This window comes from Kitasatospora sp. NPDC001175 (assembly GCF_053598215.1).
Genome location: NZ_JBSFJU010000001.1, coordinates 167,333 through 193,500 on the forward strand (window position 1 = coordinate 167,333; position 26,168 = coordinate 193,500).

Annotated in this window: 17 protein-coding genes and 1 pseudogene; 6 read left to right on the top strand and 12 right to left on the bottom strand. The window is 72.9% G+C overall.

What is annotated here, in order from left to right; genetic code table 11:
• Positions 1-218: 218 nt before the first annotated feature.
• Together ACWDAK_RS00720 and ACWDAK_RS00725 are read left to right on the top strand one after the other, a co-directional pair.
• The gene (locus tag ACWDAK_RS00720; RefSeq protein WP_344638124.1) at positions 219-1,544 is read left to right on the top strand and encodes an SWIM zinc finger family protein; all 1,326 of its coding nucleotides are present in this window, start codon (positions 219-221) and stop codon (positions 1,542-1,544) included.
• A 277-nt stretch (positions 1,545-1,821) separates the two neighbouring features.
• Positions 1,822-3,498 carry a DUF5691 domain-containing protein gene (locus tag ACWDAK_RS00725; protein ID WP_449806436.1) on the top strand — a complete coding sequence of 559 codons (1,677 nt, stop codon included), beginning with the start codon at positions 1,822-1,824 and terminating at the stop codon, positions 3,496-3,498.
• 174 nt (positions 3,499-3,672) lie between these two features.
• Here ACWDAK_RS00725 and ACWDAK_RS00730 read toward each other — a convergent pair whose 3' ends face one another.
• Entirely contained in the window at positions 3,673-4,080 is a 408-nt protein-coding gene (locus tag ACWDAK_RS00730) for a cobalamin B12-binding domain-containing protein (RefSeq protein ID WP_145790664.1), read from the bottom strand.
• A gap of 563 nt (positions 4,081-4,643) precedes the next feature.
• Between ACWDAK_RS00730 and ACWDAK_RS00735 the strand changes: the two genes are divergently transcribed.
• A complete protein-coding gene (locus tag ACWDAK_RS00735) occupies positions 4,644-5,294 on the top strand; it encodes an esterase/lipase family protein (protein WP_427392826.1) in 651 nt (216 codons plus the stop codon).
• A gap of 263 nt (positions 5,295-5,557) precedes the next feature.
• Here the strand turns inward: ACWDAK_RS00735 and pcrA are convergent, their stop codons facing one another.
• The 3 genes from pcrA to ACWDAK_RS00750 form a co-directional block, all read right to left on the bottom strand.
• Positions 5,558-8,251 carry a DNA helicase PcrA gene (gene pcrA, locus ACWDAK_RS00740; protein WP_344634761.1) on the bottom strand — a complete coding sequence of 898 codons (2,694 nt, stop codon included), beginning with the start codon at positions 8,249-8,251 and terminating at the stop codon, positions 5,558-5,560.
• A 244-nt stretch (positions 8,252-8,495) separates the two neighbouring features.
• Positions 8,496-10,001: a glycosyltransferase family 39 protein gene (locus ACWDAK_RS00745; protein ID WP_427392825.1), complete on the bottom strand. Its 1,506-nt coding sequence runs from the start codon at positions 9,999-10,001 to the stop codon at positions 8,496-8,498.
• Between the two features lie 48 nt (positions 10,002-10,049).
• Positions 10,050-11,312 carry a glycosyltransferase family 39 protein gene (locus ACWDAK_RS00750; protein ID WP_344634763.1) on the bottom strand — a complete coding sequence of 421 codons (1,263 nt, stop codon included), beginning with the start codon at positions 11,310-11,312 and terminating at the stop codon, positions 10,050-10,052.
• A gap of 210 nt (positions 11,313-11,522) precedes the next feature.
• On the opposite strand from ACWDAK_RS00750, the gene ACWDAK_RS00755 reads away from it, so the two are divergent.
• A complete protein-coding gene (locus ACWDAK_RS00755; protein WP_344634764.1) occupies positions 11,523-12,821 on the top strand; it encodes an acyltransferase family protein in 1,299 nt (432 codons plus the stop codon).
• 72 nt (positions 12,822-12,893) lie between these two features.
• On the opposite strand, the gene ACWDAK_RS00760 is transcribed toward ACWDAK_RS00755, so the two are convergent.
• Together ACWDAK_RS00760 and ACWDAK_RS00765 are read right to left on the bottom strand one after the other, a co-directional pair.
• Positions 12,894-13,571 (bottom strand): response regulator transcription factor, encoded by a 678-nt coding sequence (locus ACWDAK_RS00760; RefSeq protein ID WP_344634765.1) that lies wholly within the window; start codon positions 13,569-13,571, stop codon positions 12,894-12,896.
• Positions 13,564-15,012, bottom strand: a complete 1,449-nt coding sequence (locus tag ACWDAK_RS00765) for a PspC domain-containing protein (RefSeq protein ID WP_425557530.1) — start codon at positions 15,010-15,012, stop codon at positions 13,564-13,566. The genes ACWDAK_RS00760 and ACWDAK_RS00765 overlap by 8 nt, the downstream gene beginning before the upstream one ends.
• Positions 15,013-15,147: 135 nt before the next feature.
• On the opposite strand from ACWDAK_RS00765, the gene ACWDAK_RS00770 reads away from it, so the two are divergent.
• Together ACWDAK_RS00770 and ACWDAK_RS00775 are read left to right on the top strand one after the other, a co-directional pair.
• The gene (locus tag ACWDAK_RS00770; RefSeq protein WP_344634766.1) at positions 15,148-16,806 is read left to right on the top strand and encodes a PspC domain-containing protein; all 1,659 of its coding nucleotides are present in this window, start codon (positions 15,148-15,150) and stop codon (positions 16,804-16,806) included.
• Positions 16,803-16,997, top strand: a complete 195-nt coding sequence (locus tag ACWDAK_RS00775) for a hypothetical protein (protein ID WP_344634767.1) — start codon at positions 16,803-16,805, stop codon at positions 16,995-16,997. The genes ACWDAK_RS00770 and ACWDAK_RS00775 overlap by 4 nt, the downstream gene beginning before the upstream one ends.
• A gap of 90 nt (positions 16,998-17,087) precedes the next feature.
• Here the strand turns inward: ACWDAK_RS00775 and ACWDAK_RS00780 are convergent, their stop codons facing one another.
• The 6 genes and pseudogenes from ACWDAK_RS00780 to ACWDAK_RS00805 form a co-directional block, all read right to left on the bottom strand.
• Positions 17,088-17,558 carry a QcrA and Rieske domain-containing protein gene (locus ACWDAK_RS00780; RefSeq protein ID WP_425557539.1) on the bottom strand — a complete coding sequence of 157 codons (471 nt, stop codon included), beginning with the start codon at positions 17,556-17,558 and terminating at the stop codon, positions 17,088-17,090.
• Between the two features lie 48 nt (positions 17,559-17,606).
• A pseudogene (locus ACWDAK_RS00785) lies at positions 17,607-18,119 on the bottom strand (DoxX family protein); the annotation flags it as partial.
• A 160-nt stretch (positions 18,120-18,279) separates the two neighbouring features.
• Positions 18,280-19,875, bottom strand: coding sequence for a glutamine-hydrolyzing GMP synthase (gene guaA, locus ACWDAK_RS00790; RefSeq protein WP_344634769.1), 1,596 nt, complete (start codon positions 19,873-19,875; stop codon positions 18,280-18,282).
• 973 nt (positions 19,876-20,848) lie between these two features.
• Positions 20,849-22,636 (bottom strand): GMC family oxidoreductase, encoded by a 1,788-nt coding sequence (locus ACWDAK_RS00795; protein ID WP_344634770.1) that lies wholly within the window; start codon positions 22,634-22,636, stop codon positions 20,849-20,851.
• Positions 22,637-22,679: 43 nt separating this feature from the next.
• Positions 22,680-24,311, bottom strand: a complete 1,632-nt coding sequence (locus ACWDAK_RS00800) for a succinic semialdehyde dehydrogenase (RefSeq protein WP_427392824.1) — start codon at positions 24,309-24,311, stop codon at positions 22,680-22,682.
• An 86-nt stretch (positions 24,312-24,397) separates the two neighbouring features.
• Positions 24,398-26,092: a serine/threonine-protein kinase gene (locus ACWDAK_RS00805; protein ID WP_344634772.1), complete on the bottom strand. Its 1,695-nt coding sequence runs from the start codon at positions 26,090-26,092 to the stop codon at positions 24,398-24,400.
• Positions 26,093-26,168 lie beyond the last annotated feature (76 nt).

Genomic DNA, 26,168 nt, shown 5'->3' on the forward strand with positions numbered 1-26,168 from the left:
GCCGCCGAGCCCCTGCGAGGGGGCGCCCGGGCGGTGGTGGATCGGTGGGGAGCATCGGCGCAGATGTCTTCTGACGTGCGAAGACGGGTGGGTCGTACGTACGTTCCCGACTCGCAGGAACAACCATGCACCCGCCCACTGACAACCGACGCCCGACCGGTGACCGGACGTCAGTTCCCCCAGTCCGGCTGTCAGTGGCCCGTCCTAGCGTCGTCGGCATGGAGGAACGCTGGAGCACCGAACACGTCCTGTCCCTCGCACCCGACCAGGCGTCGTGCAAGGCGGCCGGGAAGCTGTCCGCGCCCGCTCCCTGGTCGCAGGTCGGCTGGGGGCAGGGCGCTCTGTGGGGGCAGTGCAAGGGCAGCGGCGGCACGCCGTACCGGACGGTGGTCGAACTGGCCACTCCCGCGTACAAGTGCACCTGCCCCAGCCGGAAGTTCCCGTGCAAGCACGCCCTGGGCCTGCTGCTGCTCTGGAGCGGCAGCCCGGAGGCGGTCGCCGAGGGCGCCGAGCCACCGGATTGGGCCACCGAATGGCTGGAAGGACGTCAGCAGCGCAGTGAGCAGGTCGCGCAGCGGCTGGCGGCCAGGGCGGAGGCCGAGGCGGCCGACCCGGCGGCGGCCAGGCGCCGGGCCGACCGGCGGGCCGCCAGGGTCGCGGCGGGCGCCCAGGAGCTGCGGCTGCGGCTGGCCGACCGGGTCCGGCACGGGCTCGCCGACCACTCCACGGCCGCTGGCGACTGGGGCGAGGTCGCGGCCCGGATGATCGACGCCCAGGCCCCCGGGCTGGCCGCCCGGGTCAGGGAGTTGGACGGCACCCCGCAGGACGGCCTGCTCGCCGAGTACGCGCTGCTGCACCTGCTGGCCGGGGCGTACGGCCGGGCCGACCGGCTGCCCGACCCGCTGGCCGCCACGGTGCGGGCCCGGGTCGGCTACACCACCGACACCGCCGAGCTGCTCGCCGGGCCGACGGTGCGGGACCGCTGGCTGGTGCTCGGCGCCCGTGACACCTCGGACGAGCGGCTGACCACCCGCCGGATCTGGCTGCGCGGCGCCAAGACCGGCCGCCCGGCCCTGCTGCTCTCCTTCGGCCGCCCCGGCCAGGCTCCCGACCTTGCCCTCCCCACCGGCCGCCTGCTGGAGGCCGAGCTGGCCTTCCACCCGGGCGTCCGCCCCCTGCGGGCCGTCCTCGGCACCCGGTACGGTGCCCCCGGGGCAGGGCCGGCCGAGGCGCCCAGCGGCCTCTCGGTGGCCGAGGCGGTCACCGAGTACGGCGCGGCGGTCGCGGACGATCCGTGGCTGGAGTCCTGGCCGACCACGCTGAGCGGTGTCGTGCCCGTCCTGGCCGCCGAGGGCTGGCAGCTGACGGATGGCCTGCACAGCGTCCCGGTCCGCCGCGGCAGCGCCCCGGAGTCCGCGCTCTGGCGGCTGGCCGCCGTGTCGGCCGGCCACCCGGTGACCCTCTTCGGGGAGTACGGCCACACGGGCTTCGCCCCGGTCACCGCCTGGGGCCACGACCACCGCCCGACGGGGGTGGCCCAATGACCCTCCGTCCCGGTCCGCCGCGCGACCGGCCGGCCGTGGCAGAGCACGCCGGAGCCGGTCGGCGCCCACCGTCCTCCCACCGCATCGGCAGCGGGCGGCGGGCGGCCGGGCCGCACACCCCGACTCGCCCGCCCCGTACGGCCGGTGGCCCGATCCCCTCCGTTCACCGGGGCCGGCCGGGGCCGGCCCCCGCACGCACCGCGGCGCACCCGGTCCCACCGGCCGCCGTACGCACCGCCGCAGGCCGCCCGGCCCGCCCGAGCAGAGGAGCCAACCGGTGACCGCTCTCACCACCGCCGGCGACAGCTGGGAAGAACTCCAGACCACCGCCATGCTGGGCACCGACCGCCGTCCGCTGCCCGCCCTGACCGGCTCGCCGGCGCTGAGCGCGGCGGCCCAGGCCGTGGAGCGTGCCGACGCCGCCACCGCGCTGCTGGAGCTGGCCGCGCTGGAGACGGTCCGCCGCCGGGCCGGGGCGGTGGCCGCCGAGGCCGACGGGCTGCCCGAGCCAGCCGCCCCCGACCCGCGCCGCGAGCTGCCCGAGGCGGCGGCCAGGCGGCTTGCCGTCCTGGTCGGCGGGCGGAGCAGCGCGGGCATGGTGGCCAACCTCGGCGAACTGCTGCCGCAGTGGCTCGCCACTGCCCGGGAGCATGACTTCCGAGCGCCCGCCGCTCTGCTCCCCGCGCTGTTGGACGCGGCCCGGGCCCGCAGCGAGCTGCGGCCCGACGCGGTCGCGCTGGCCGGCCCGCTGGGCCGCTGGCTGGCCGAGCGGAACCCGGACTGGCGGTTCGTCACCCGCACCGCGGTCGAGCCGGGCCGCTCCGCCAGTGCCGCAGGCGGCGCCTCGGGGGGCGGGGGCGGCACCGCCCCGGCCGATCCGGGTGACCGGATATGGGAGGAGGGCCTGTTCGCCGAGCGGGTCACCCACCTCACCAGGCTCCGCCGCAGCGCTCCGGCCGCCGCCCTCGACCTGCTGCGCGGCACCTGGTCCACCGAGCGCGCCGAGGACCGCCTGCTCTTCCTGGACGCCCTGCAGGAGGGCCTCTCCCCACTCGACGAGCCGTTCCTGGAGGCCGCGCTCTCGGATCGCAGCAAGAACGTCCGGAGTACGGCCGCCGAACTGCTCTCCACCCTGCCGAGGTCGGCGCTCGCCGCCCGGATGGCGGAGCGCGCCCGCGCCGCCGTGCGCCTGGTCCGCCCGGCCGGCGAGACGGGTGGCACCCGATTGGTGGTCAGCCCTCCCGTCGAGTGCGACTCGGCGATGCAGCGGGACGGCATACCGCCCAAGTCGCCGACCGGGCGTGGCCAGCGGGCCTGGTGGTTCGGCGAGATCATCGCTGCGGCACCGCTCGACCTGTGGACCAGCGACACCGGCCTCACCCCCGAACAGCTGCTCCGCCTTCCCGTCGTCGACGCCGATGTCGACCTCACCGGCCAGGGCGGCGACGGCTCGGTGCAGGCCGGGAGTTGGGCCGACGACCTGCGGGAGGGATGGGCGCGGGCCGCCGTCCGCCAACAGCACGTCGAGTGGGCCCGGGCCCTGCTCGGCCCGAGTCCTCGCCCGGGCCAGGCCGGCGGTACGGTGGGCGCACCGGCCAAACTGCTCGCCGTTCTGCCACCGGCCGAACGGGCCGCCTGGACGGCCGCGTTCATCGAGAGCCACGGACTCGGCGAGGCGTTCCAGCTGCTGGGCGCCTGCGCCACCCCGTGGACACCGCCGCTGAGTACCTCCGTGGTGGCGGCACTTGAGCGCTCGGCCCGCACCGGGGCCTACCCCTGGAGCCACAGCGGGGTACTCGGTATGACGGAGCGCGCGCTGGCTCCCGAAACCGCCCCGGCCGTCGAGGCGCTGGCATCCGGCGCCGCACCGGACACCGCCTGGGCCGACACCTTCAACCGGCTGGCCGCGACACTGCGCTTCCGGGAGGCGATGCTGACCGAGCTGAACGTCTGATCGCCGCCCCGTCTGGTGGGCCGGCGGCCCGGATCACCCGTACGACCGCCTCGGGAGCGCGCGTCGGCACCCCCGAGGCGTCGGGGCCCTGGTGCGAGCGTGGCCGACTGCCGGGGCCTGCCTCAGCCGGCGACGCGGAGAAAGGCCTCAGCCCGCAATGCGGAGGGCACGGTCTCAGCCGGCGGCACGGAGGTTGGCCTCGACCCAGGCGACCACGTCCCGGGTCGGGGTGCCCGGGGTGAAGATGTCCGCGACACCGATCCGCTTGAGCTCGGCGATGTCCTCGTCCGGGATGATCCCGCCACAGAAGACCTTGATGTCGGCGGCGTCCCGCTCCTTGAGCAGTTCGATGACCCGCGCGCACAGGGTCATGTGCGCGCCCGAGAGGATCGACAGTCCAATACCGTCCGCGTCCTCCTGGATCGCGGTGTCCACGACCTGCTCCGGTGTCTGGTGCAGGCCGGTGTAGATGACCTCCATGCCGGCGTCGCGCAGTGCTCGAGCGATGACCTTGGCCCCGCGGTCATGACCGTCCAGCCCCGGCTTGGCGACCACCACTCGGATCGGCCCTGACACACCCATCACTGCCTCCTGGACCACGTTGTCCACCACAGCGGCCGACCGGGTCGGGCACGCGCGCGGTTAACCACCGATAACAGAACTGAGGGGAGGTTAGCGCCACCAGGACCGGTTGGCCGTTTCGGCCGTCAAGAGGAGGGGAAAATCACAGCACCACCCACCAGTCACCCCCGTACGTACCCACTTCCGCGCGGTGCGTACCCACTGCCGTGCCCCGCCGACCCCCGGGTCGGCGCCACCTGCGCCGCCGCGTGCACTGCGCGCGCCCGTATGTGCACTGCCCACGCCCGTCCCGGCACCGCAGACTCCTGGGTAAGCGCTGTCGCACCCGCCCATGCGGGCACCACTCGCACGAGCAACGCCTGGACGAACCCTGCCCAGAGCGACACCCGGGCGAGCGGTGCCCGGGTGGTCAACGCCCGTACCGGTGCTGCCTGTACGAGCGCTGCCCGCGCTAGCACCGAGTGTGCGGGCAGCGCCCCTGCGGGCGAGCAGCATGTGAGCACCGCCTGCCCCGGCGCCGACCGGCCCGGGGAAACCCGCGCCGCCCTGCCGGGGAGGGCCGAATGAGCATTCCGTTCCAGCGGACCGCCGTCACCGTCCGTGGCGCGGGCGCGGAGGCCGCCGCCCTCGCCGGCCACCTGCTGCGCTATCCGACCGGCGTCCCGCCCGAGCACCAGCCGCGCCCGTGCCCGGCCCGGTACGCGGCGGCTCCCGCGCACCACGGTCCGGTCCTGCTGCTGCACGGCTTCATCGACAACCGCGCGGTCTTCGCCCCGCTCCGCCGCACGCTGGGCGGTCATGGCTGGACGCATCTGCACGCCCTCAACCACAGCCCGCTGACCAGGGACGTACGGGCTGCCGCCATCCTCCTGGCCCGTCACGTGGAGTGGGCCAGCCAGGCGCACGGTGGCGCTCCGGTCGCGCTGATCGGGCACAGCCTGGGCGGGGTGATCGCCCGCTACTACGTCCAACGCTTGGGCGGGGACGAGCTGGTGGACACCCTGGTCACCCTGGCCACCCCGCACGAGGGAACCACCGCCGCGCTCCTCCCGACCCCGTTCCCGATCACCCGCCAACTGCGCCCGAACAGCCCCCTGATGGCCGAGCTGCGGCTGCCCGCGCCGGGTGCCGTACCCACTTCACCGCCGTCCGGGGCGAGTTCGACGAACTGGTCCTGCCCGGCCCGCACGCCTGGCTGCACCACCCGGACCTGACCGCCGACAACCAACTCGTCGCAGGCGCCGGGCACATCGGCCTGCCCTCGCACCCCCGCACGGTCGAGTCGGTGCGGCGCGCGCTGGAGGCGGCGGAGCGAAGGCGGGCGGAAGCGGCGGAGCCGAGGGCCGAGCGGCGCGCCTCGTGAACCGCGCGCTCCGCCCGACTACTCACGCCGCCCGGCCGCACGTCCCACCACACCAAGCCGACGGCCGACAGCAGGCCGCCGGCCAACGGATCACCGCTGCTCCCGGGGCGGCAGTCAGAGCTTGTCCACCGGCGCGTACCGGAGCAGCAGTTGCTTCCGCCCGGAGGCACCGAAGTCGATCGTCGCCTGCGCCTTGTCGCCCACGCCCTGGGTGGCCACCACGGTGCCCAGGCCGAAGCTGTCGTGGGTGACCCGGTCGCCGACCGCCAGCGAGACCACCTCGCGCTCGACCACCCGCCGGGCCGACTGCCCCCAGCCCGCCTTCGGTCCGGCCGCCGTACGCGGGGCCGAGGACGACGACGAAGAGGAGGACCCGTACGACGAGGAACCGTACGAGGACCGCGAGGAGGAGGCCGGGCGCGAGGAGGAGGACGAGCGCGCGGAGGAGGACGAGAAGCCGCGCGAGGCCGACGCCGCACCCGTACGCTTCCACTCCACCAGCGTCTCCGGGATCTCCTCCAGGAAGCGGGAGGCCGGGTTGTACGAGGGCTGGCCCCAGGCACTGCGCAGCACCGACCGTGTGAGGTAGAGGCGCTGGCGGGCGCGGGTCAGTCCGACGTACGCCAGGCGGCGCTCCTCCTCCAGCTCCTTGACCTGGTTGAGCGCACGCATGTGCGGGAAGATCCCGTCCTCCATGCCGGTCAGGAAGACCACCGGGAACTCCAGGCCCTTGGCGGTGTGCAGGGTCATCATCGTGATGACGCCCGTGCCCTCCACGTCCTCGTCCGGGATCTGATCGGAGTCGGCGACCAGTGCCACCCGCTCCAGGAAGTCGGCGAGCGAGCCGACCGGCGGTGTGCCCTCCTCCTCGGCGTCGGGCCGCTCGCCCGGGTCCTGCTCGTACTCCAGCGCGACCGAGGCGAGCTCCTGGAGGTTCTCCACCCGGGTTTCGTCCTGCGGGTCGGTGGAGGACTGGAGTTCGGCCAGGTAGCCCGTCTCCTCCAGGACCGCCTCCAGCACGGCGGCCGGACCGGCGCCCGACTCGACGACCTGGCGCAGCCCGGCCATCAGCGCGTTGAACTTCTTCACCGCGTTGGCCGAGCGCGCGGCCATCCCGTACGCCTCGTCCACCCGCAGCAGCGCCTGGGCGAAGCTGATCCGCTCGCGTGCGGCAAGCGCGTCGATCATGGCCTCGGCGCGCTCGCCGATGCCGCGCTTGGGCACGTTGAGGATCCGGCGCAGCGGCACGGTGTCCTCGGGGTTGGCCAGCACCCGCAGGTAGGCAAGGACGTCCCGGACCTCCTTGCGCTCGTAGAAGCGCACGCCGCCGACCACCTTGTACGGCAGGCCGACCCGGATGAACACCTCTTCGAAGACACGGGACTGCGCGTTGGTGCGGTAGAAGATCGCCACGTCGCCCGGCCTGGCGTCCCCGGCGTCGGTGAGCCGGTCGATCTCGTCGGCGATGAACTGGGCCTCGCCGTGCTCGTCGTCGGCGACGTAGCCGACCACCTTCTCGCCGTTCTCGCCGGCCGTCCACAGGTTCTTCTTGCGGCGGTTGGTGTTGCGCTCGATGACGGCGTTGGCGGCGGTGAGGATGGTCTGGGTGGAGCGGTAGTTCTGCTCCAGCAGGATGGTGGTGGCGTTGGGGTAGTCCTCCTCGAACTGGAGGATGTTGCGGATCGTCGCGCCGCGGAAGGCGTAGATCGACTGGTCCGCGTCACCGACCACGCAGAGCTCGGCGGGCGGCACCTCGGCGAGGCGTCCGGCGGCCTCGTTGACCCAGTCGCCGTCCACGGTGCGCTTGGGGGCGGCCGCCACCGAGCCGCCGCTGAGCTCGCGCACCAGCATGTACTGGGCGTGGTTGGTGTCCTGGTACTCGTCGACCAGGATGTGTCGGAACCGGCGCCGGTAGTGCTCGGCGACGTCGGGGAACGCCTGGAGCAGGTTCACCGTGGTCATGATGATGTCGTCGAAGTCCAGCGCATTGGCCTCGCGCAGGCGCCGCTGGTAGAGGGTGTATGCCTCGGCCAGCTTCCGCTCCATCGGGTTGGCGGCCTGCCCGGCGTAGGCCTCCTCGTCGATCAGCTCGTTCTTGAGATTGCTGATCTTCGCGGTGAAGGACTTCGGCGGGAACTGCTTCGGGTCCAGGTCCAGGTCGCGGCAGACCAGCGACATCAGCCGCTGCGAGTCCGCCGAGTCGTAGATGGAGAAGCTGGAGGTGAAGCCGAGCAGCTTGGACTCACGGCGCAGGATCCGTACACAGGCGCTGTGGAAGGTGGAGACCCACATCGCCCGGGCGCGCGGGCCGACCAGTGCCTCGACGCGCTCGCGCATCTCGCCGGCCGCCTTGTTGGTGAAGGTGATCGCCAGGATCTCGCCCGGCTGCGCCCCGCGCGCGGCCAGCAGGTGCGCGATCCGGTGGGTCAGCACCCGGGTCTTGCCCGAGCCCGCACCGGCCACGATCAGCAGCGGGGAACCGGCGTGCAGCACGGCCTCGCGCTGCGGGTCGTTCATGCCCTCCAGCAGCTGCGCCGGGTCGACCACGGTGCGGGCGGCGCCGTTGCGGTGCCAGGCGTCGCGCTCGGTGGCGGCGGCGTAGTCGGTCTGGAACAGCCCGTCCGGAAGCTCCTCCTCGTAGGGGGCCTCCTCGTAGGGGACCTCCTCGTACGGAGCCCCGTCGGACGGCTCGTAGGGCTCGTACGGCTCGTCGGTGCCGTACGGCGGCTCATCGGCGGCGGTCGGCTTCGACCCGGCGGCAGGAGCCTCGAAACCGGGGAGCGGGAGGTCGTCAAAGAGGCTAGTCATGGCCCTTCGAGTCTATGGCCCGGCGCCGACAACCCCGGGGGCGATCCCATAGCTCCACCGCCCGGCCGGTTCGCGACGGTTGCCACGCCCGCTCCGTTCGGCGTTCACCCGCGGAACGGGCCGGCGACGGCCCGGGGCCCGGCGGCGCGCCGCTGCCTGCCTCCGGGCGGGCCGCCGCCGCGATCGCCTTCGCCCGGACCCAGCTCGGCAAGCCCTACGCCTGGAGAGCCACCGGCCCGGGGGTTCACCGCTCGAAGAGCGTGACGACCAGTCCCCGCACCTGCGTCGAGGTCCGCTTCGGGAACAGCCGGTCCAGCGCCGTGGCCTGCGGCTTCTCGTACTGGTCCAGCGGCTTGTCCACCGAGGAGCCGGGGGTCAGCACCCACACCCGGCGCGTGTCGCCGATGCAGGCGACGGGATCCGCGCACAGCTGCGGGTAGATGTCGCCGATGGCCTGCGCGCTGCGCTCCACCAGCACGTCCTTCAACTGCACCGAGTGCGGCAGGTAGTAGCTCATCGCGCTGTCCAGGTTGAGGTACGCGGCCTGGCTGCCGCGCAGCGCCACGATGCCGTCCCCGGGCCGGTAGCCCTTGGCGATCACGGCGGCGGCCGCCTTGGTGTCCAGGCCGTCATGCGCGAACTCCCGGCGGATGGCGCGCTGGTCGTACGCCCCGAGGAGCAGCACCAGCACCAGCCCCAGCGGCGGCAGCCAGCGCGGCCGCAGCGCGGTCAGCCCGGCCCCGGCCAGGACGCACCAGGCGGGCACGGTGAAGAGCAGGTAGCGGTCCAGGAAGTACGCGGTCGGTCCCTGCGACATCGACCAGACCAACACGATCGGCAGCACCGCCATCAGCCCGATCTCGACGGCGAACCGCCGCCCGGCGGGCCAGGCCAGCGGCAGCACCGCGAGCACCAGCACCACCAGGCTCACCGCGGCCGAGCCGAACAGCATGTGCCAGAAGGTGTCGAAGACGTACTGGAGGGTCGGCGCGGTCAGCCAGTTCAGCTGGCGTCCCACCTGCCGGTGGCCGAGCAGCGCGAGCGGGACCACCGGCAGCAGCGCGACCCCCGCCGAGAGCGCGAAGCCGACCAGCAAGGGGTGGCGCCGCTGCTGCCACCAGCGGCCGAGCACCACGATCCCGTGCGCGGCCAGGAAGACCAGCGAGATCATGTGGAAGAACCCGGCGGCCGTCACCGCACAGCCGTACGCCGCCCAGCGCAGCGGCCGGGACTGCTCCAGCGCGCGCAGCAGCAGCCAGGTCGCTGCCGCCACCGCGAGCACCACGAAGGCGTAGCCGCGCATCTCCTGGGCGTACCGGGAGATGGACGGCACCAGCGCGAACAGGCACCCGGCCGCCAGCCCGGCCCGTCGTCCGAACAGCCGCTCGCCGGTCAACGTGACGAACGCCGCCGCGCCGGACATCGCCAGCACCGTGGGCAGCCGCAGCACCACCAGCGAGTCGCCGAACAGGGCCACCCAGTAGTGCATCATCAGGTAGTAGAGGCCGGTGACCGCGTCGACGTGTCTGAGCAGGTCGAACAGCTCGCCGCCGGTCCGATGGGCGGCGTTCCAGCTGACCAGTTCGTCGCGCCACAGCACCGGGCGCCAGCTGCCGTAGCCCCCGATCGCCAGCATCAGCAGGGCCGGCCAGAGCCACCGGAGGCGTCCGATGGACGCAGTGCGGGCGTCCGACGTCTGGTCGGACGCCCGCCGGGCTATCGGTACGGCGGCCGTAGCGCTCGCGGTCATCACAGACTCCCCTTCAACGTGACCTCAAGAACCGGCAATCGCCCAGCATCAGGGCGAGTTGGTGTACACGAAGACGACATAACCGCCGTACGAGGCGGAGCAGAGCGCGGCGAAGGCGAGCACGGCCGCCGCCGCCCCCTTCGTCCGAAGCCTGGCCAGCCCCGCGGCCAGCGGCAGCAGCAGGGCGAAGGCCGGGATCAGAAAGCGGGCGCGGGAGTTGAAGTACGCCGCGTCACCGAGCGCCAGCAGCAGCATCATCCCGCTGAACACCAGCAGGGTCAGCGGCTGGCGCTGCAGCACGCAGACCGCGAAGAGCAGCACCGACGCCGCCAGCGTCCCCGCCACCATCGCGTCCGTCAGCCAGACCGGCTCGGCGTTCATCAGCATGGCCCGCAGCACCTTGTAGGTGGAGCGGCCGAAGTCGAACTGGGACTCCCAGGCCTCCTGGACCTTGAAGTACCCGTCCCAGCTGCCCTTCTGCAGACCGACCCAGCCGATGTAGCCCGCGAAGCCGAGCGGTGCGATCGCGGCCCCGAGCACCGGCCGCCACCATGCGGGGGCCTTGGTCTTCCGGTCGCGGCGGCGCCACCAGCGCACCACCAGGGCGCCGAACGCCCCTAGGCCGACCGCCACCGCCACCGCCACACCGGTCGGCCTGGACAGCCCTGCCAGGGTGCTCAGCGTCCCGGCCCAGATCCAGCGGTGCGTCACCGCCGCGTACATGGCCCAGGCGGCGAAGGCGGTGAACACCAGCTCGGAGTACGCCATGCTCTCCACCACGGCGTACGGGGTCACCCCCCACAGGGCCGCGGCGATCACGCCCGTCCGCCGCCCGTACAACCGGGCCGCCACCGCGAAGATCCCCCAGGCCGCGGCCAGTGCCCCGACCCAGGCCACCAGCAGCGCCGCGTAGTTGACCGGCAGCGGCAGCAGCGACCAGACCAGCTTGATCAGCGCCGGGTAGACCGGGAAGAACGCGTACGCCTGGTACGGGCCGTTCGGCCCGGGCACCGGCTTGGAGCCCGCGTAGCCGTGCACCGCGATGTCCTGGTACCAGTACGCGTCCCACATCGTGCTCAGCCGGTGCAGGCTGTGGGTGCCGTGCTTGAGGTCCCACAGCGCCAGCAGCACCAGCCCCACCGCACGCACCGCCGCATAGCCGAGCAGGGCGGGTGCCGCGTAACGCGCCGAAGCGAGCAGCCGGTTCAGCGGTCCACGGCGGCGGGGGCTCCGCGCCGCCGGGCGCCGCGCACGTGGCGCGGGCACCGCCGCCGGGGCGCGCGTCCCGCCGTCGACCGAGGTGTCTGACATCATGCTCCGTCGTTCGGGCCGATACGGGCGGGCGGCGGTCGTGCCGGTGCGCGGCGCACTCCGAATCGGCCCGTATACACGGCCGCGCGCACCCATTATGACCCTGGGAGAAATCAGCCCTTCACCCCCCGGCGGTGCAGGATTATGCCCGGCGGTGCGGGTACGGGCAATGGTGCACCTACGCGGTATGCATGGACTAGCCTGCGAGTCGTGACTGTAATCGAACAGCAGCATGCCAGCGCGGCTGACGGCACCGGCAGGCCCCCTCCGGCCCAACCCGCCCTGCGCATGGGCTGGTTGGATGCGCTCAGAGGAGTGGCGGCGCTGCTGGTCGCCATCCACCATTTCGGGCTGATCCACCTGATCCCGTACGGGGGAACAATTAACCGGGAGTTCGATCTCGGTATATACGCCGTCATGTTGTTCTTCCTGGTCAGCGGATACATTGTTCCCGCTTCTCTGGAACGGCGGGGCGATGTCCGGGGCTTCTGGATCGGCCGGATCTTCCGGATCTACCCGCTGCTCGTCGTGGTCGTCACGGCCGCACTGCTGATCCTGCCGCGTGCCCACTCCGCCGTGCCCGACGCCGCCCACCAGACCCCGGTCCGCTTCGCCGTCGCCAACGGCCTGCTGCTGCACGAGATGCTGAACGTGCCGAGCGCGCTGGGCGCGATGTGGACGCTCTGCTACGAGATGGTCTTCTACTTCTTCGTCGGCGCGCTCTTCGTCCAGAACCGGCACCGGCTCAGCGCCCCGATCGCCGTGGGCTTCGCCGCGCTCGCCCTGCTGCTGGGCGGCACGGTCTCACCCGCGATGATCACGACCGACGACGGCTCGACCCGGAACACGGTCGCCGCCACCGCCGTGGTCATGGTGGCGGGCCTGGTCTGCGTCCTCACCGGGCGGGACACCCTGGTCCGGATCGGGTCGCTGGTACTGGGCGCACTCGGCGCGGTGCTGCTGTTCCTCAACGCCAGGTCGACGTTCTTCGAGTCGATGACGATCCTGGCGACGATGTTCGCCGGCACCGTGATCCACCGCATCGAACGCGGCCGGATATCCCGCCGGTGGGGTCTGGCGTGCTGCGGCTCCGTCCTGCTCTGCGGCGTCCTGGTCGGCTACCTGTACAACCACGGCGACGCCGTCTACCGGACCTGGACCACCAGTTGGGTGGGGTTCTCGCTCCCCTACGCCGCCGCCTGGGCCACCTTCGGCCTCGGCATGCTGCTGCGGAACCGCAGCTTCCCCCGGGTACTGACCTGGCTCGGCGCGATCAGCTACTCGGTGTACGTGGTCCACCTCCCGGTCCTGCAGGCGGTCCACTGGCTGTTGCCCGATGACGCCTTCCCGCACCACGGCCCGGGCAGGTTCGGCCCCGCGCTGGTCTTCCTGGCGGCCGTCCTGGCGCTCAGCCACCTGACGTACCGCCTGGTCGAGCTCCCCGGCCAGAACCTGGGCCGCCGCCTGTTGAAGTCCCTGAACGCCCCCTCGGCCCGGTCCGGGACCTGACCACCGGGGCCGGGACCGGCCGGAGCCCGGACGCGCACCCGCGCGTCCGGGCTCCGCCGCTGCTCGCGGTGGTCAGACCAGGCGGCGGGCGGTGGCCCAGCGGGTCAGCTCGTGACGGTTGCTCAGCTGGAGCTTGCGCAGCACCGCCGAGACATGGCTCTCCACCGTCTTGACCGAGATGAACAGCTGCTTGGCGATCTCCTTGTACGCGTAGCCGCGCGCGATCAGCCGCAGCACCTCGCGCTCGCGCTGGGTGAGCCGGTCGAGGTCCTCGTCCACCGGCGGGGTGTCGGTGGCTGCGAAGGCGTCCAGCACGAAGCCGGCCAGGCGCGGCGAGAACACCGCGTCGCCGTCGGCGATCCGGAAGATCGCGTTCACCAGGTCGGTGCCGGTGATGGTCTTGGTGACGTACCCGCGCGCACCGCCGCGGATCACGCCGATCACGTCCTCGGCGGCGTCCGAGACCGACAGCGCCAGGAAGCGCACTCCACCCGACTCCCCCATCAGCGGGGCCGAGCGCCGCAGCACCTCCACCCCGCCGCCGCCGGGCAGGTGGACGTCCAGCAGCACCACGTCCGGCCGCTGCTCGGCGACGACCTGGACCGCCGACTCCACGTCGTCGGCCTCGCCGACCACGTCGATGCCGGTCAGCTCGGTCCGGCCGATCTCCGCCCGGACCCCCGTGCGGAACATCCGGTGGTCGTCCACCAGGACGACCCTCGCCACCCGCTCCGGTGCAGCGTCAGTCATGAACCCTCTCCATCTCCAGCTCGACCTCGGTACCGCCGTCCGGCGCCGGCCGCACCCGAGCGGTGCCCCCGTTGCGCTTCATCCGGCCGATGATCGACTCCCGTACGCCCATCCGGTCCTCGGGCACGGTGTCCGGGTCGAAGCCGGGGCCGTGGTCGCGGACGAACACCGACACCGTCCTCCCCTCCACCTCTGCGTACACCTGGACCGGTCCCCCGCCACCGTACTTGGCCGCGTTGACCATCGCCTCCCTCGCGGCCTGCATCTGCGCCGCGATCCGCTCGTCCATCGGGCAGTCGCCGACGCAGACCAGCTCCACCGCGACACCGTGCCGGTCCTCGACCTCGGCGACCACCTCGCGGATCCGCTCGGCCAGGGTGTCGGGCGCGGCCTCGGCGGCGGCCTCCGGGCGGTATAGCCACAGCCGCAGCTCGCGCTCCTGGGCCCGGGCGAGGCGCAGCACCTCCTTGGGGTCCTCCGCGCGGCGCTGGATGAGGGTGAGGGCGTGCAGCACGGAGTCATGGATGTGGGCGGCGATCTCGGCGCGCTCCTGGGCCCGGATGCGCGCGGTCCGCTCGGCGCCGAGGTCCTGCCACATCCGCAGCACGTACGGGCCGACCAGCACCAACACACCGGCCAGCACGGCGACCGAAGCCTCGATCACCGCGGCCAGGGTGGAGCTGCTGTTCTGCAGGACCAGGAAGCCGACGATGCCGGCCACCACCAGCAGCACACCCGTGCCGACCCGGGTGTACGCGGCGCGGCGCTTGGTGCCCTCCAGGCCGAACCAGCGCTGCCAGCGCGAGTCGTCGGCCTGCCGCCAGACCAGCGCGACGCCGACGCCGACGGTGAGCAGCGGCCAGACGTACGGCTTGGCGGTCTGGATGTGCAGGGCGCTGAGCAGCGCCATGATGCCGACCACCAGCAGCAGCAGGGCGAACAGCTGCCCGAGGCCGCCCCTGGTGCTCCCCGGGGAGAGCGTGGCCGCCTCGGGCGGTGCGCCGTCGTCTCCGGCGGGCTCGCCGTGGAAGGTGCGCTGGAGCAGCTCGCGCAGCCGGCCGAGCCGGCCCTCCCCGCCCTTGCGCAGTTCGCCGTAGCCGCCGTCGGCGGGGACGAAGGTGCCGCCCAGGTAGACCCACTGGGTGCCGCCGCGCGCGGGCTCGCCGATGCCGATCGGCACCACGAACCAGAACGCCGCGTACAGCAGCCCGCCTATGCCCTCGGTGAAGAAGAGCAGGATGAACGCGGCCCTGACCCAGGTGACCGGCACTCCGAGGTGCACCGCGAGCCCGTGGGCGACGCCGCCGAGCATCCGCCCGTTCGGGCTGCGGTACAGCTTGCGGAAGGGCGGGCGCCGCGGGTCGTGCGCGGTCGGGTCGGGCCCCGTCGCCGACGGGCTGTCAGGAACGAGGGGCTTGGGGTCGGTGCCGGGTGCTGCCACGTCACCGATGGTCACACGTTTGCACGTCCGAGCGCATCAGGGTACGCCCCTGAGCTGCTTCTCAGGGGGAGATCAGGGTCGGTCCCGGGCCGCCGGCGGTTGGGCCCGGCCGCTTCGGACGGGAGGATGGTGTCCATGACGGACGAGCAGACCACAGCGGCGGAGGACCCCGCCGCCCCCCGACCGGATCAGCGGCCTCCGCTGACCCGCAGCGACAGCCACCGCGTGGTGGCCGGCGTGTGCGGTGGTCTCGGTCGGCACCTGGACATCGACCCGGTGGTCTTCCGAGTGGTCATCGCGGTGCTCTGCCTCTCCGGCGGGCTCGGGCTCTTCCTGTACGGGCTGGCCTGGCTGGTCGTCCCGAAGGAGCCGGTCGACGGCAAGGCGGGCCAGACCGAGCTGCAGCGGGTCCTGACCGGACGGGTGGACGGGCAGTCGGTCGGCGCGGTGCTGCTGACGGTGATCGGCACCGGGGTGTTCTTCTCCTCCATGGACGACTCCGGGCAGATGTTCCCGTTCCTGCTGCTGGCCGGCCTGATCTTCCTGGCGGTCCGCCACGACCCGGAGCGCCGCCGGCGTGCCAGGGGCCAGGGCGCCGACCGCCCCGGCGGCCCGTACGACCGGCTGGTGGACCAGGACGGGCCGCTCGACTGGTCCCGGTGGGGGCAGCGGGTCGCCCAGGACGTCAAGGCCGGGTGGGACCAGCACAAGGGCGACTGGGACGCCTACCGGGCGACCTGGGACGGCTACCGGGCGACCTGGGACGCGCGCAAGGCGGAGTTCGACAGGCGCATGGACGACTGGGACGGCCGGGCGCGGGTCGACCTCTCCAAGGAGAGCGGACCGGCCGGGGAGGCGAAGGACGCAGCCGCGGGGGCGAAGGACGCAGCCGCGGACGAGAGCGGCCGGCCGGCGCAGGAGCAGCCCGCCCAGGCGCGCGCCGCGGACACGAAGCCCGCGGACACCCCGCCGCACGGCCCGTCCGGCTACCTGTGGGACCCGCGCCACCCGGAGCGCAACCCGTACCTGGCGCACACGCTCCCGCCGGGGGCGGCCCGGCCGCTCGGCGCGCCGGCGCAGGCCTGGTGGCAGCGCACCGATCTGCCGGAGGGCGATCCGCTGCGCAAGTCCGGCACGGCGGCCGGTCCGGCGGGCGGCGCGGCCGCGGTGGCCAGGCCGCGGCGGCACCGCTCCTTCGCCGGCCCGCTGGGGCTGCTGCTCGCGATCGGCGCGGGTGCGCTGGTCTGGGCGATCCCGTACGCCGACGGCAGCCGGGCGCGGGTCTCCACCGTGCTGGCGGCGGCGCTGCTGGGCCTCGGGGTGTCGATGCTGGTCGCGGCGAAGTTCGGCCGGGCCCGCGGGCTGCTCGTCCCGGCGCTGGCGCTCACCGTCCTGCTGACCGGGCTCTCCGGCTCCAGGGCCACCCTCGAATCGTCCTTCGGCGACCGGGTCTGGGCGCCGGCCTCGGCGTCCGAGCTGCAGAGCGGCTACGCGCTCGCCGCCGGCAACGCCCAGCTCGACCTGAGCGGGGTCGACCCGGCGGGCGGCACGCTCAGCACCACGATCCGGATGGGCGGGGGCGACCTCGAGGTGACCGTGCCGTCCGACGTGGAGGTGCACCTGACGGTGCGCAACGGCATCGGCAACATCCAGACCCCGAACAGCGAGGCCGACTCCGGGATCGGCAACAACCGCGACTTCGTGATCCACCCGACCAACGGCCAGAAGTCCAGGGGGACGGTGGATCTGACCGTGAAGCTCGGAATCGGCGACATCCAGGTGGAGCAGGCATGAGGAAGCACCGACTCGACCCGTTCTCGCTGATCGCGGGCGCACTCTTCACCGTGATCGCGGTGCTCTACCTGGTGGCCTCGCTCGGCGACCGCTCGGTCAACGGACGGATCGTCATCCCGGTGACCTTCATCGTCCTCGGTGTGGCCGGCCTGGCCAGTGCGGTCACCGCGATGTCCCGCCGCAACCGCTGACGGGCTGGCCTGGAAGCGGCCGCGCGCCGAGCCGTTCCATCGGCTTCGCTACGGCCCGGCGGCCGGTGGGGAGCGGGACGCCCGTACGGCTCAGCTCTGCAGGGGGCCGAGGTCGAGCCGGTCGCCGTTCCTGGTGACGGTGTACCTGGGCAGTGGCTTGGTCGCCGGCCCGTTGACCACCGCGCCGGTCGCCGCGTCGAAACGCGAGCCGTGGCAGGGGCAGTACAGCTGCCCGCCCTTCGGGGCGTTCACCGTGCAGCCGGAGTGGGTGCAGATCGCGGAGAGGCCGCAGTACTGCCCGGTCTTGGGCTGCACGATGTAGACGGCGTCACCGCTGGCGGGGTCCGCGACCTGCGCAGAGCCCCCGACCGGCACGGCCGAGACGGCCACCGAGGGCTTCTGGCCGCCTGCCGCGGTGGCCCCCCGGGACGGGGCGGCGGACCCGGACGGCGCCGTCGAGGGCCCGGTGGCCGCCTTCTTCGGTCGCCCGAAGGTGGCCGTCAGCGACCCGGCGAGCAGCCCGGCCCCGCCGAGCGCGACGGCGGCGATCCCGCCGTCCATCAGCGAACGCCGGTTGACCTGCCCCTCGACCAGCCCGCGCTGCCGGTCCCGTTCGGCCCGCCGCTGCAGATAGCCGTCGATCGAGAGGTACGGCGTGCCGGCCAGCAGCAGCGGGGTCCAGGCCGCCAGGTAGGCGAGGTCGTTGCCGAGGTAGTACGGAGTGACGTTCCAGCTGACGGTCAGGCAGAGGACGAAGCTGATCGCCGCGCCGCCGAGCGCGGCCAGCCGGCCCCAGAGCCCGAAGAGCGTGCCGAGCCCGACCGCCAGTTCGCCGAAGGCGACGAGCAGCGAGAAGAAGGCCGGCGCGTGCAGGGCGGGGCCGAGCAGGAAACCGATCGGGCTGGACGCCTTCACCACCTGGGTCTGGGAGTAGAAGGAGGCCGGGTCGCCGGAGCCCGCCAGGTAGTGCGGGTCGGAGAGCTTGTCGATGGACGCGTAGACGAAGGTGGCCCCGAGGAAGATCCGCAACGGCAGCAGGGCGTACCCGGCGGCCTCTGCTCGCAGCCTGGCCACCAGCTCGGCTCTGCCCGGCCTTTCTGCTCCGTCGTTCGCCGCCGTCATGCCGACCCCTTTGTTCACCGCCTGTCAACTGCTGACAGGTCCGGTCCGATTCTGCCCTGTTTCGCACGGCTTTCCCGGGTACCGTCTGCACAGCAGACGGCCGCGCCGCCGCTCCCGAACCCACGGGAGCGGCGGCGCGGCCGTTCGAAGCCGGGGGAGATCACTCCCACTCGATGGTGCCCGGCGGCTTGCTGGTGCAATCCAGCACGACCCGGTTCACGTCGCGGACCTCGTTGGTGATCCGGGTGGAGATGCGGGCCAGCACCTCGTAAGGCAGGCGCGACCAGTCGGCGGTCATGGCGTCCTCGGAGGAGACCGGGCGCAGCACGATCGGGTGGCCGTAGGTGCGGCCGTCGCCCTGGACGCCGACGCTGCGGACGTCCGCGAGCAGCACCACCGGGCACTGCCAGATCTCGCGGTCCAGACCGGCCGCGGTCAGTTCCTCGCGGGCGATGGCGTCGGCCTCGCGGAGCAGGTCCAGGCGCTCCTTGGTGACCTCGCCGACGATCCGGATGCCCAGGCCCGGGCCCGGGAACGGCTGGCGGTGGACGATCTCCTCCGGCAGGCCGAGCTCCTGGCCGACCATCCGGACTTCGTCCTTGAACAGCTTGCGCAGCGGCTCGACCAACTTGAACTCGAGGTCCTCGGGCAGGCCGCCGACGTTGTGGTGCGACTTGATGTTCGCGGTGCCGGTACCGCCGCCGGACTCCACCACGTCCGGGTAGAGGGTGCCCTGCACCAGGAACTCGACCGGCTGGCCCGAGGCGCCGGCCTCGGCGATGATCTCCGCCTGGGCCTGCTCGAAGACCCGGATGAACTCCCGGCCGATGATCTTGCGCTTCTCCTCGGGGTCGCTGACCCCGGCGAGCGCGGTCAGGAAGCGCTCCTGCGCGTCCACGACCTTCAGCTGGACGCCGGTCGCGGCGACGAAGTCCTTCTCGACCTGCTCGGTCTCGCCCTTGCGCATCAGACCGTGGTCGACGTAGACGCAGGTGAGCTGGTCGCCGATGGCCTTCTGCACCAGCGCGGCCGCGACGGCGGAGTCCACACCGCCGGACAGGCCGCAGATGGCGCGCTTGGTGCCGACCTGCTCGCGGATCAGCGCGACCTGCTCGTCCACCACGTTGCTCGTGGTCCAGGTCGGGGCGATCCCGGCGCCGCGGTACAGGAAGTGCTCCAGCACCTGCTGGCCGTAGTCGGAGTGCAGCACCTCGGGGTGGTACTGGACGCCGTAGAGCTTCTTCTCGTCGTTCTCGAAGGCGGCGACCGGCACCAGGTCGGTGGACGCGGAGACGGCGAAGCCCTCGGGGGCGGCGGAGCAGGCGTCGCCGTGCGACATCCAGACCGACTGCTGCTCGGGGGTGCCCTCGAACAGGGTGGAGCCGGGCTTGACGACGGTCAGCGGGGTACGGCCGTACTCGCGCGCACCGGTGTTGTCCACGGTGCCGCCGAGGGTGATGGCCATCAGCTGGAAGCCGTAGCACATGCCGAAGACCGGGATGCCGGCCTCGAAGATGGCGCGGTCCAGGCGCGGCGCGCCCTCCTCGTAGACCGAGGACGGGCCGCCGGAGAGGATGATCGCCTTGGGGTTCTTGGCGAGCATCTCGGCAACCGGCATGGTGCTCGGCACGATCTCGCTGTAGACCCGGGCCTCACGCACCCGACGGGCGATGAGCTGGGCGTACTGGGCACCGAAGTCGACGACCAGGACGGTGTCGAGCTCGTGTGCGGACTGGTCGGGAATAGCAGAGGACACAGACGGCCTTCCGGCAGCGGTATCAAGAGGTGTCGCACGCGGCACGCCCCTGGCAGGGTGGCGGGCGACTGTGGGGGTGTCTGCCCTTGAGTCTACCGGGCGGCCGGAAGACTGTGGCTTCACCCAGTTGCCAAGGCTTCGCACCGTGACCCCGGGGTGCGGCGATTCGTTGCACCCCACGACCGTACGAGCGCTCGCACCCCCCAGGTTCGGGCCGCCCGGTACGGGCACCGAACCACGCGTGGATCTCACCTCAGTCCACCCGTGCGCGTGGCGCTGCCGTCCTCGGGCCAGACCGGGCGCGGCCCGCCGTGGGACCGTGCACGGGTGCAGTGGCCGGGTGGCAGGGGACAGCCTCCGGTCACGACTGACCAAGGGAGGTGCGGCGGCCGGTGCCGGGGACGCCCGGTTCCGTCCGCCGCACCATCCAGGGTCGGCACCGCCCGCGCCGACCGCCCCCGGCACACTCCCGTACGCCGCCGCCCCACCGGCTACTACGGAACGTAGTCGGCCTCCGCCTGCCGTCCGGCACGGCCTGTCGTGCGGCGGGCAGGGTACGGCAGGCCGGGCCCGGAAAATTGGACTGTGCCGAACTGCGTCGAATCGGTTGCACAGTAAGGGCTCCGTCCACCACGATGCTGGAGCGGGGGTCGACCGGGCCCTCGTACCGCACACCTTCCCGGCGCCGGGCGGCCGCCCTGAGCGCCGAACGAAAACGGTTGTCACCTCACGCTCCGTGAGGGATGAGCTGACCCGTTCCCCCGTGCCGCTCGGCCCACCCCTGCCGGGCGTCCGGCTCGACCCACGACCAACCGTCCGGACGGCGCTCCTCCCCCGGCGCCGTCACCCCAGCACCGGTGCTGCCCTGACACCGTGTGCTGAGCGACAAAGGGCCCCGTTCCCCCGCGGGGCCCTTTGCCCTGCGCTCTCCACGCCGCGCGGCAACCGGACGCACGGCTTCCAGCAACCCGGCCTAGCCGCGCCGCACCAGCGGCAGCAGCCGCAGCGCGCCGAAGGCCCCCGCCGGCACCGCCGGCCGCACCGGCACCACCGGTGCCACCCGCCGGTACTCCTCGCCCTGGACGGGCCTCGGGTCGGCCTCACCCCGGTTCGGCCACATCGACATGGCCCGCTCGGCCTGGGCCGTGATGGTCAGCGAGGGGTTGACCCCGAGGTTGGCGGAGATCGCGGAGCCGTCCACCACGCTGATCCCGGGGTAGCCGTGAACGCGGTGGTACGGGTCGATGACCCCCTTCTCCGGTCGGTCGGAGATCGGGCAGCCGCCGATGAAGTGGGCGGTCATCGGGATGTCGAAGATCTCTCCGACGGTGCTGCCGGCGAAACCGTTGATCGATTCGGCCAGTGCCTTGGCGCCCTCCTCCGCCGCCGGGATCCAGGTCGGGTTCGGCGCGCCGTGCCCCTGGCGGGAGGTGAGCCTGCCCTTCCCCGGGCCGGTCTTCTTCAACGACACCGTCAGCGAGTTGTCCAGCGACTGCATCACCAGGCCGATGATGGTCTTCTCCGACCAGCGGTGCTGGTTCCGCGACTGCGCGAAGATCACCGGATGCCTGAGCGCCGTGACGGCGAACCGCAGCCAGCGCGGCCCGCGCCCGGCCCCGGGCACCTGCTGGACGCTCAGCGCCCCCATCGCGTTCGACCCCTTGCCGTACCGCACCGGCTCGATGTGGGTGTTCTCGTTCGGGTGGATCGAGGAGGTGATGGCCACCCCCTTGGTGAAGTCGACGCGCGAGCCGTAGCGCCGGTCGGTGGTCGAAGCACCCACCAGAGCCTCGGAGTTGGTGCGGGTGAGCTCACCGAGGCGGGCGGAGAGCGCGGGCAGGTGGCCCCGGTCGCGCATCCGGTGCAGCAGCGTCTGCGTCCCGTACGTCCCGGCGGCGACCACCACCTGCGCGGCGGTGACCGTCCGCGCCCCGGCCCTGGCCCGGTCCTTGGCCCGCCCCCTGGAACGAGCGGGCATGCCCGAGTTGGTGCGCCGTACGTCCACCGCGAAGCCGCCCGCCGCCAGCGGTCGGATCCGCTCCACCGTGGTGAGCGGGTGGATCTCGGCGCCGTTCCGTTCGGCGAGGAACAGGTAGTTCTCGGTGAGCGTGTTCTTGGCGCCGTGCCGGCAGCCGGTCATGCACTCGCCGCACTCGACGCACGCCTTCCGGCGCGGGCCCGCGCCCCCGAAGTACGGGTCCTCGACCTCCTCGCCGGGCGCGGCCTTCGCGCGACCGTCCGAGTCCTTGCCGTCTCCGAAGAAGACCCCGACCGGGGCGAGGTGGAAGGTGTGCCCGACGCCCATCTTCTCCGCGGCGTCCTTGAGATGGACGTCGGACGGGGTCACGGTCGGGTTGGTGCGCACCCCGAGCATCCGCTGCGCCTGGTCGTAGAAGGGGCTGAGCTCCTCCTGCCAGTCGGTGATGTGCCGCCACTGGCGGTCATCGAAGAACTGCTTCGGCGGAACGTACAGGGTGTTGGCGTAGTTCAGCGAACCGCCGCCGACGCCCGCGCCGCCGAGCACCAGGACGTTGGCGAGCAGGTGGATCCGCTGGATGCCGTACAGGCCGAGCGAGGGTGCCCACAGGTAGTTCCTGATGTCCCAGGAGTTCTTGGGCAGTTCGTCCGGTCCGAACCTGCGCCCGGCCTCCAGGACGGCGACCTTGTAACCCTTCTCGGTCAGCCGCAGGGCCGCGACCGAGCCGCCGAACCCCGAACCGATCACCACCACGTCGTAGTCGTGCACACCCTCGACCGCCATACCGCTTTCCCTTCGAAGTGACGTACCGGACAACCGGGTTCGGCTACTTCAGCCGGAAGGCCTTCATGGCCTTCAGCCCGGTGGTGAAGAGCGCGGCGAAGCGCTCGTCGTCCAGTCCGAAGGACGGCGCGAGCGGCACCAGCCGCTGGGTGGCGACGGTCTGCGCCTCGGTGTAGCGCAGGATGCCCTCGGCGCCGTGCCGGCGGCCGAGCCCGGAGTCCCCCATGCCGCCCATCGGCGAGGCGACCGAGCCGTACGCCGCCGCGTACGCCTCGTTGACATTGACCGTGCCGGTGCGCAGCCGGGCGGCAACGGCCCTGCCGCGGCGCGAATCCCTCGTCCAGACACTGGAGTTGAGGCCGTAGGGGGTGGCGTTGGCGGCGGCGACGGCCTCCTCCTCGGTGTCGAAGCGGTAGATCGACACCACCGGGCCGAAGGTCTCCTCGGCGCAGACCGCCATCTCGGGGGTGACCCCGTCCAGGACGGTCGGCTCGTAGAACAGCGGGCCGAGGTCGGGGCGGGCCCGCCCTCCGGTGAGCACGGTGGCCCCGGCCTTGACGGCCTCCTCGACGTGCCGGGTGACGGTCTCCAACTGCCGCTCGGAGACCAGCGAACCCATGTCCGCCCCGTACGCCAGGCCGCCGCCGAGCCGCAGCGCGGCGGTCCGGGCGACGAAGCGGGCCAGGAAGTCGTCGGCCACCGAGCGGTGCACGAAGAGCCGCTCGATCGAGATGCACAGCTGGCCGGCCGAGGAGAAGCAAGCGCGGACGGCCCCCTCGGCGGCACGGTCCAGATCGGCGTCGGCGAGCACCAGCATGGCGTTCTTGCCGCCGAGTTCGAGCGAGGCACCGACCAGCCGGGCGGCGGCCTGCTGGGCGACCTGGCGGCCGGTGCGGGTGGAGCCGGTGAAGGAGACGTAGTCGGCGTGCTCGATCACGGCGGGGCCGATCACCGGTCCGTCGCCGATCACGATCTGCCACAGGTCGGCGGGCAGTCCGGCCTCCACCAGCAGCTCGCGGGCCCACAGGGCGGTCAGCGCGGTCTGCGTGTCGGGCTTGTTGACCACGGCGTTGCCGGCCGCGAAGGCGGGCAGGGCGTCGCCGACGGAGAGTTCCAGCGGGTAGTTCCACGGGGAGATCTGGCCGATCACCCCCTTGGCGCGGCGGGACTCCACGGCGTGGGTGAGCACCGGGATCGCCCCGGAGCGGCGCCGGTCGCGCAGATAGCCCTCCGCCCGGCGGCCGTAGTGCCGGGCGGCCATCGCCACCGCCAGCACCTCCTCGAAGGCGTGCAGCCTGGCCTTGCCGGTCTCGGCCTGGATCAGGTCGAGCACCTCGTCCTGCCGCTTGAGCAGCAGGTCGTGGAAGCGCAGCAGCACCGCGGCACGGCGGCGGACGGGCAGCGCGGCCCAGCTGCGCTGCGCCCGCCGCGCCAGCTGGTAGGCCACCTCGACGTCGGCCGGGGTGGACTGCGGCAGCGCGGCGAGCCGCTCCCCGGTGAGCGGGGCGGTGGTGTGCACCAGCTCCGGTTCACCGGCCGCGGTGATGCTCCGGGCCAGCCGGGCCACCAGCGAGGCCGGTACGGCCGCGGCGACCGTACGCGCGCCGCCGCCGGCCGCCGGGTTGCGCCGCTCGCCCCGGCCGGGGGCCTGACCATCTGCCGTGATGTCCGTCATGAGCGCAGCCTAGGCGCTCGGCGGCCACTGCGGTACCCGTCGGTAACAGGCGATCGCGACCGAACGTCCAGTCGCGGTGGGCGGTTTCAGCGCGTGCTGAAGTTGTTGAGCACCGTGGTGAACCGCCGCTGCCCGGTGAGCCAGTCCTTCTCCGGGGTGCACACGTAGATGCCGTACGAGGTGCCCTTGTCGTCCAGGTACTCCACCTCCTTGGCGTGGCGCCGGATCCCGTCCTTGCTGCCGACGAAGGTGAAGTCCCAGGACGCGGCCTCGTGCCCGTTCACCTTGGCGTCGACCAGGCTGCCCCGGTGGTAGTCCTTCAGCTTCTTGATCAGGTCGCGCTCCATCTCGAGGAAGTGCTCGCGCGGCCCGAGCGACTGGGCGACCGTCTTCGAGAACTGCACGAAGTGCAGCCCGCCGTCGGGGCTGTAGATGATCTGTTCGACACCCTGCGTCGAGCGCACCCAGGGCGCGCCGTCACTCGGAACCGGGAAGCGGAAACCCGCCGGATCGTCCACCCAGGTGTAGCCGGTGGGGGCCGGGCCGGTGGCGGGCGCCGCGGAGATGGTCACGGTGGGGCCCGGGTCCGGCGCCGTGGGCGTGGGCGTGGGCGGGGGCGTGGGGTGGTCGTCGCGCAGCAGCTCGGGTACCGCGAACGCGGCACCGGCGGCCAGCGCGGCGGCGACGGCCAACGCCACCGCGATCCACAGGCCCCTGCGGCGCCTGGGCCGGGCCGCGGCGGGCGGCTCGGTGTCCGCGGACGCGGGCATCGCCGTCTGGGTGGGCGCCGACTCGACAGCGGGGGCGGCGGCGGGGACGGCCGGGTCGGCCGGCCGGTCCGCCTCCTCGACGGCCGGCTCGGCCCGGTCCACCACCGGGACGGCCTGGGTCGGCATCCGCGGCTCGCCCTTCGACACCGCCCTGATGCCGATGGTGTGCCCGGCGGTCACCTCGGCGAGCATCCGGGTGGCCTCGTCCGCGCTCGGCCGGTCCGCCGGGTCCTTGGCCATCAGCGCGGCCAGCACCGGACCGAGCGCCCCGGCCCGGCGCGGCTCCGGCAGTGGGTCGCCGACCACCGCCGCCAGGGTGGTGATCGGCGAGGTGCGGCGGAACGGCGACTGGCCCTCCACTGCGGCGTACAGCGTCGCTCCGAGGCCCCACAGGTCGGAGGCCGGGCCAGGGCGCTCACCCTGGGCCCGCTCGGGCGCGAGGTAGTCGGGCGAGCCGACCAGGTCGCCGGGCCGGGTCAGCTCGGTGGAGCCCTCGAAGGTGGCGATGCCGAAGTCCAGCAGCACCACCCGGCCGGTGTTGTGCTCCAGCAGCACGTTGGCGGGCTTCACGTCGCGGTGCAGCACACCCAGCTGGTGGCCCCTGTGCAGCGCGGCCAGCACCTGCAGGCCGACCTCGGCGGCCTCCCTGGGCTGCAGGGTGCCGTCCTGGCTGATCACGTCGGCCAGCGAGCGGCCGTCGATCAGCTCCATCACGATCCACGGCCGGCCGTCCTGCTCCACCACGTCATGGATGGTGATCACACCCGGGTGCTTGATCCGCCCGGCGGCCCTGGCCTCGCGCTTCATCCGGGACTGGAGGATCTCCAGCTCCTCCTCGGGGAGGTGGTTGACGGTGAGCTCCTTGACCGCCACCTCGCGGTCCAGCATCTCGTCCCGCGCCCGCCAGACCGTTCCCATGCCGCCGCGGCCCAGCCGCTCGCCCAGCGTGTAGCGCCCGACCAGCACTCGCTGCGCTTCTCTGGCCTGCGCCGACTGGTCCTGCACGCCCATGGCGACCGTTCCCCCTCATCAGCCCACCGTCACCTTGACGGAGGTGGTTCCGGTGCACCGTTGACTCACCGATAGG